This is a genomic window from Shewanella sp. GutCb (assembly GCF_002836135.1).
In the GTDB taxonomy this organism is placed as follows: Bacteria; Pseudomonadota; Gammaproteobacteria; order Enterobacterales; family Shewanellaceae; genus Shewanella.
The window spans coordinates 1-5,817 of record NZ_CM009122.1 but is presented as its reverse complement, the minus strand read 5'-3'; the positions used below and the strand labels follow the sequence as shown (position 1 = coordinate 5,817).

Genomic DNA, 5,817 nt, shown 5'->3' with positions numbered 1-5,817 from the left:
CCTAAAGGTGAAAGGATTTACGGTAATACCATGTCTAAAGGTGAAAGGATTTACGGTAATACCCACAGGTTAAGGTGAAAACACTTTGACATAATTTTCACCTTAGCTTAAGGTGAAAATTATAAAAAAAACATTCACCATGAGCCAGCATGAATAATTTATCCGTTACCAAATCTAACTATTTGATTGAAGCACGTTATAAGCTACCAGTGCAGGCTCAAAAGCTAGTAATAGCTTGCCTAGGCAAGGTAGACCCTAGGCATGAAATCCCAAGAGAAATAACGATGACAGCCTCTGAGTTTTCAGAGCTTATGGGCATTGATATTAAGAATGCTCATAGAGAGCTATACAAGGCCGCTGACAAGCTTTATCAATCGGATATTCTAATCCATGAAAATGGTGAAGAGATCGAATTAAGATGGGTGCAAGAAAAAGCAAAAAAGCTCAAGGGAGAAGCCGCTGTTAGGCTTGTTTGGTCAGATAGAGTTTTACGGTATATTAGCCAGATAAGAGGCAATTTCACCTCCTATAAATTACGTAATATCGCTGAGTTACAATCATCCCATTCAATACGTATTTACGAGTTGTTAATGCGATTTTCCGACACTGGGGATCGAGAAATATTTCTAGATGATTTTAAATCGATTCTAGGCATTTCAGATAAGTATCCAGAGTTTAAAATCCTTAATAGAGCAGTCATAAAGCCTGCTATTGAAGAATTGAACCAACGTAGCGATCTCATCATCAGTTGCACACCAATAAAACATGGAAGAACGGTTGAAAAGCTTCGCTTTGAGTTCAAAAAAAACAAACAATTAAAGATGGATATTTGATTTAGTTACAACTTCAAGTTGCATTTTTTAAAAGACAGAAAGCAGAAAGCCCTATCCGAAGATAGGGCTCTCTTTAAATCTTGCCTTGCGGCTAAAAACTAAATCTTGCCTTGCGGCTACAAGGAAATAATAGTGATTATTGACACCACTGTCAACCATCACTTAAAGGTAGTCAACCATTATGGTTTACCCTTGTCGACCAGAAGGTCATTCATACCTATAGAAATAATAACCCCCTCCCTAATCTCTCTTAGAGTCTCATCACTAACTTTATGAGCAGGTATATTAGCGGGTATATTGCTATCGTAAATATCAGTTAGCCTTCCACCATCAATCGTTGAAACCAAATTACTTTTGGCCCATCTAATTTTTTCAGCAAGGTAGTGCTTAGTAACAGGGAAATCATCTAAACCAAGTCTTACATGAAACCCTTTGTTCTCAGGGTTTTTTGCTGGTTTTTTATCCGTCTCTTCAGTGGAGCTAATCGGAACAACAATGTACTGCCCTCTATGCTTTCCTATTACAACTACGGCTCTTTTTTTTATTATTTCATTAGGTATACGATAATTGTAATCATTTTCTACAGCTTCATGTTTGCTTGGTGTAGCCTCTGTTGCGTTTTTTTTAAACAAACCAAAATTACATTCATAGATATGCCCAATCCGGACATTTCCTGAAATTCTCAATTTTGCCATAAAAGAGTTCCAAATAAATTACGAGCGATTAAGCTATTGTAACCCTTTGTCTTATAGAATTAATATTTATAGTTTTCAATTACTCTAACAGTAAATGTTACTTGCCGCGGCTTATCCAATAGCGACGCATAAACACTGGCTCAGATGTGGTGGTCATGGAATGCATAACGTAACAGTTAAATCGTTCAGCCAGCTGACACACCAATCAATATGTACTCATTCGATGTTTGCTCATCTCTAGGCTGCAGGTGTATCAGTGAACATGAAAACAAAACATCCAACCCAGCCCTAACTTGTTTTGGTTGAATCTTTGTGTAATTTCGAATTGTTTCATGCGACAGTTTTACACGGATCTTGTCCCCGAACCTTAGACTAAGCATTGTGATGTAAATTTTTAATGCTACAAAAGGGGCTATTCCTCGATTAGAGATCTCTTTCAATTTCTTCCTGGTCATATCAGTAGGAACCTTTGCCCATTTTTGATCTTCAGGCTTTACTAAAATAGTATATTTATTTTTGTAGCTATCCTTGTCTGCACTAATAACATTAAACTTTTCCAGTGTATAAAGACCTTTAATCACCATTGGTCGACTTAACCCAGTAATAGATTCGAGATCGCTGAGAGATGCTTCTACGCTCTTTGTTTTGAAGTCAATGAGCACCGACAAGGCAAGTAAGCATTTCATGGCAGCTATTCCCTCCCCAGTTTTATTCCCTCTTAGATTCGTAAATAAACTGTCATCTCTAAACCACCAATTAGGTAGCGCACCAAACCTCTGGCTACTCATAATTTGTCCCTCTTACTCAATAGAATATTAACCACCATTTTTATGACCAAATATGAAAACCCCATAGAACTAAGAACCACCAAAACGATTAGAGACTCCGTTGATGCACCCATTAAAAAATCGAAAAAAATTAGCACTGTATCCATTTTTATAAACCTTAATCTGTCACTCGAATCTTAATTCTAAAGCCCCCATCATCTATATATCTAGATAGAGCAATAGCTTAAAACAAAAAAAATACAGGAAAAATATATTTAAAATCATAAAGATATATAGTGAATAGGTTAGTAAACATAATACCTAACATGGTAAATGGAAGTGCAAAAACAAGTGCTTATAGAGCTAATATACGGCAGATTAACCAAAGATAGTAAATGGCAAAGTGCATTTTTAACGTATTTAGTAACAATATAAAGTGGGTAAAAACGAATATACTTGGGTGTAAAATCGTCGCGCGCAACTAGGTATTAGGGGCACCCTAAGCACGCGAAAACATACAAAGTATTAGTAACGGTGAGGCCTAGCGTACGTTTTGTACCGTTGGTGCTTATACCCCGTTTTCAATGAAAACTTATTCCACATAGGGAAGTATAAAAATGACAATGACACTCTAAATTTTAAGGACGTTAAAGTTATTTTTCACCCTGAAAAAACAGAGGCAGATTCAAATGAACACTGAATTAGACCAAGTAAAAAAAGAGATGATGGGATTGATCAGTAAGAACGTAGAGGCCGACTCTCCTGAAGCGATAGCCTGGATGGAAAAAGCGGCCAATATAGTACGGAAAGATCAGCTCCAACCAGGGCAAGTGTGGAAACATAATCCCGATACTGGGCTAGAAAAAGTCTGGGTTAACTAATCCCTTTTAGCCGGCTTTATTTTAAAAAAACAACCACACCAAAAGTTACACTGTAACGCTGTCAGATTCCAAATCCACTATCATTTGATTTAAGATCTCGGCTTGCGTCTTTCCTGTCTGCTTTGCCAACAACCATAACTTAGAACGGTTAGCTTCTGTGATATTGAATTGATACGTTGAAGTGCTCTTTCGATGCTTTGCAATACGTAGCGAACCCGCTAACTTCTTAACGCCATCAGCGCTTAAATTCATTCTTAAAAAATGCGTTAAATCGCATGGTCTGATAAAAATATCACCTTCATTGGTGAGCTTTTGGTAGTCACGCGCAGTCCTGTCGAGATCTTGAAAACTGTTCTGCCCGATGGCATTAATTTTTAGCATTTGGTTTCTAAGCCAAAGCTCTTGAGCTTCAAAGTTGGATTTGAATATCTCTTGATTTTTAAGTTCCATTTCTGACTCCAAAAGTACGTTACAGTACAACCCTTCAATATTGTTACACTGTAACACGAAAGTTCAGTTACAGTGTAACTTTTCAGGGTGAGCTAAAAATAAAAACACCTTGTTTAAAGGCAATATCTCGATATTTTAATATTGAAATATTACACCGAAGAGGAAATTCAACGCCCCAAATAAACCGCCGTCACCTGTAATCTGGCGTGTCCCAACTCTCGAGTAATAATGGCTCTTGCGTCTTTATCGATTACTTGTAATTCCACAGGCAAGTCCCGCACAAGAATTCCCGACACTGCGGTACATTGCATTCCCGTTAATTTGAAATACCGTTGCTGTGCGTAGCGATGGCGCAAACCATGTGCCCGTTCTAATCCAACTTTAATGCAAACGTTCTCATAGCGTTTCATCTGCTCAACATACGTTCGCTGCGCTGGAATTAAAGAGCGGCCACGCGCTAACGCCTTCGCTTCTTCCAATAATTCGCGCTGCGCCTCGTTTAAAATTGGGATCGTGCGATCTCGACCGCCTTTACACCAAGCTGCATCCAAGATTAAGTGATCACCATGATCTGCTTTTTTAGGGTGAATTTTCATGGCCTCTTCACGCCTTAATCCAAATAATTCTTGCAGCCGAAGTGACATTTTTACGTGTTGATCGGGTATCGAATCTAGCTGTTCTTGGGACAGAGATTTTCCCTTATTTTCGTTTGTGATGTAGACGCGCTTCTCAATCCCTAGATCAGTATTAGAAGACGGCACAATTCCTTGTTTACCTATTTTTTCAGCCAGCCAACGAACGTGTGCCATACGATTTTTAATCGTTCCTGGCGAAAGCTTATCCGCTTTCCATTTTTGTAAAATTGCATCGATATGTTTGGGTTTTATACCTTTCAAAGTAAGGCGACGAACCCCAAGTTCCCTAAGCTGTTTATCCACTAATCGTATTGTCTTAAAGCGTTCTGACTTGGTCGCAAAAGAACTCGGGTTGTGCTGTTTTAGCAGTTTATTTGCTTCATGAAAAAATTGAGATGCCATGATCCACCTGTGAATAATCAAGAAATAAAAGAATGGAAATGCGCCCGTTTGGGCGCATTGACCTGGAAAAATATTCTCGACGGACTAACAACACGGCGACCTTTCGGCCATTTCGGAATTCAGTTCAGTGTTAATGCCCAACTTTGTCGCCGAAACTGACAAAGATCCCTGACGGGTATAGAGCAAGTGTTGTTAAGGGATGTTTCCCATTTGATGCGGCTCGTAGAACGCTGCCATCAAATCTGAGTGCTAATCAGCAATCCTAAAACCCTGTTGGGTTCGGAGGTTGGTGTTTATCGTTTGGTTTGGGATATGTAAGCATCGAGAGATGCGAAAGGAGAAATTTCAATCTACCTCAAGCCTGCTTTTGGCGCAATAAGAAATCTCGGCATCACGCCTCAACAATGAGAAAAAAGCCAATATACCCCGCATGAGGAACAGTAACGGGGTAGTGTCACTCCCTTAAAATGGAGTGACACTACCCCTGATATTGGCTTATATTTTTAACTCGAAATAAGTTACACTGTAACTATTAAGGATTAATATATCCCCACCTTTGGTGTGTTATATTTGAAGAAAAGGAGGCTGTATGAGTGGCTCACAAATCGCTGTTATTGTAATTCTCGTTATTGGTTTTTTCATTGCTCGGTATTTGTATGTACGGCTACCAAGTTACAAAGATGAAGATTAAAACACCACTTCCTAACGTTCGATAGACTGCGCTAATCGAAGGTTACTCAGAGGCTCTTAAACGCGTTTTAAGGGCTTGTAGTTTCAAAATGACACATCCGCACGCGATTTATCATTTAACCACTTTAAATCTTTGCTTAGGCTGCTTTAAATCGATTTTGACCTTCTATTCTGCTAAGCAGTCGCATCGCGACAAGCCCCGCAGGGTAAACCCGCTATCAGTTCCTATTGAAGCCAAATGGCCGTAGGCAAAACATGCTGTCAGGCACGCTTGTTTTCGGCCTTGGCGTGAGCCAAGAAGTGCCGATTCCTTATTTTCTTGTCTTTTCTGTGGATTTATCCACAGGCGGAGCCCTTTATAATCTTTCTTGTTTGTGATCTTTCTTGTTTATAGCACCTCCACAGCCCTTGGTATAACAGACCCTGCAACGTTTAAAGGTGAAAGGATTTACGGTAAAACCATG

General features: G+C 39.2%; 6 protein-coding genes. 2 read left to right on the top strand and 4 right to left on the bottom strand.

What is annotated here, in order from left to right; translation table 11 throughout:
• Positions 1 to 149: 149 nt before the first annotated feature.
• Positions 150 to 833, top strand: coding sequence for a replication initiation protein (locus CXF86_RS00030; RefSeq protein ID WP_102038040.1), 684 nt, complete (start codon positions 150 to 152; stop codon positions 831 to 833).
• 179 nt (positions 834 to 1,012) lie between these two features.
• Here CXF86_RS00030 and CXF86_RS00025 read toward each other — a convergent pair whose 3' ends face one another.
• Both CXF86_RS00025 and CXF86_RS00020 read right to left on the bottom strand, forming a co-directional pair.
• The gene (locus CXF86_RS00025) at positions 1,013 to 1,528 is read right to left on the bottom strand and encodes a type II toxin-antitoxin system PemK/MazF family toxin (RefSeq protein ID WP_102038039.1); all 516 of its coding nucleotides are present in this window, start codon (positions 1,526 to 1,528) and stop codon (positions 1,013 to 1,015) included.
• Positions 1,529 to 1,713: 185 nt separating this feature from the next.
• The gene (locus tag CXF86_RS00020) at positions 1,714 to 2,316 is read right to left on the bottom strand and encodes a hypothetical protein (protein WP_257985227.1); all 603 of its coding nucleotides are present in this window, start codon (positions 2,314 to 2,316) and stop codon (positions 1,714 to 1,716) included.
• Positions 2,317 to 2,984: 668 nt separating this feature from the next.
• On the opposite strand from CXF86_RS00020, the gene CXF86_RS00015 reads away from it, so the two are divergent.
• The gene (locus CXF86_RS00015; protein ID WP_102038038.1) at positions 2,985 to 3,176 is read left to right on the top strand and encodes a hypothetical protein; all 192 of its coding nucleotides are present in this window, start codon (positions 2,985 to 2,987) and stop codon (positions 3,174 to 3,176) included.
• Positions 3,177 to 3,221: 45 nt separating this feature from the next.
• Here CXF86_RS00015 and CXF86_RS00010 read toward each other — a convergent pair whose 3' ends face one another.
• Both CXF86_RS00010 and CXF86_RS00005 read right to left on the bottom strand, forming a co-directional pair.
• Positions 3,222 to 3,626 carry a hypothetical protein gene (locus CXF86_RS00010; protein ID WP_102038037.1) on the bottom strand — a complete coding sequence of 135 codons (405 nt, stop codon included), beginning with the start codon at positions 3,624 to 3,626 and terminating at the stop codon, positions 3,222 to 3,224.
• 167 nt (positions 3,627 to 3,793) lie between these two features.
• Entirely contained in the window at positions 3,794 to 4,663 is an 870-nt protein-coding gene (locus tag CXF86_RS00005) for a phage integrase N-terminal domain-containing protein (RefSeq protein WP_102038036.1), read from the bottom strand.
• Positions 4,664 to 5,817 lie beyond the last annotated feature (1,154 nt).